This window comes from Paenibacillus sp. TSM33, from assembly GCF_056099025.1.
The window spans coordinates 1-363 of record NZ_JBLZXB010000045.1 but is presented as its reverse complement, the minus strand read 5'-3'; the positions used below and the strand labels follow the sequence as shown (position 1 = coordinate 363).

1 protein-coding gene is annotated in these 363 nt (G+C 46.6%); it reads right to left on the bottom strand.

The window, feature by feature from the left end; genetic code table 11:
- The coding region (locus tag ACN6NF_RS25765; RefSeq protein WP_474320324.1) for a condensation domain-containing protein at positions 1-363 on the bottom strand (363 nt) is incomplete at both ends.

Here is a 363-nt window from a genome sequence, read left to right as displayed (position 1 = left end):
ACAGACTCGGCTCCTGTGATGGTGAAGCTGGCCTCCTCACCGCTACCTAATTGCTCGATTTGCTCCTCGACCGGATAGTTCTCAAAAATAAGAATATGATTAATCAAATCCTGCTTAAGCTCCGACAATCCCTGAATTTCATACAGCGGATACGTATCGTAGACATGGGAATCAATCGATTGCTCCTGGATGTGCTTCATCACGTCGGAGAATACGCTGTCCACTTGACTTCGGATACGCACCGGAATCGTATTGATAAACAGACCAATGATATGCTCCACATTCGGAATGTCTGCCGGACGTCCAGATACTACGCTGCCAAACACGACATCATCGGTGCCATTATATTTTTGCAGCAAAAGG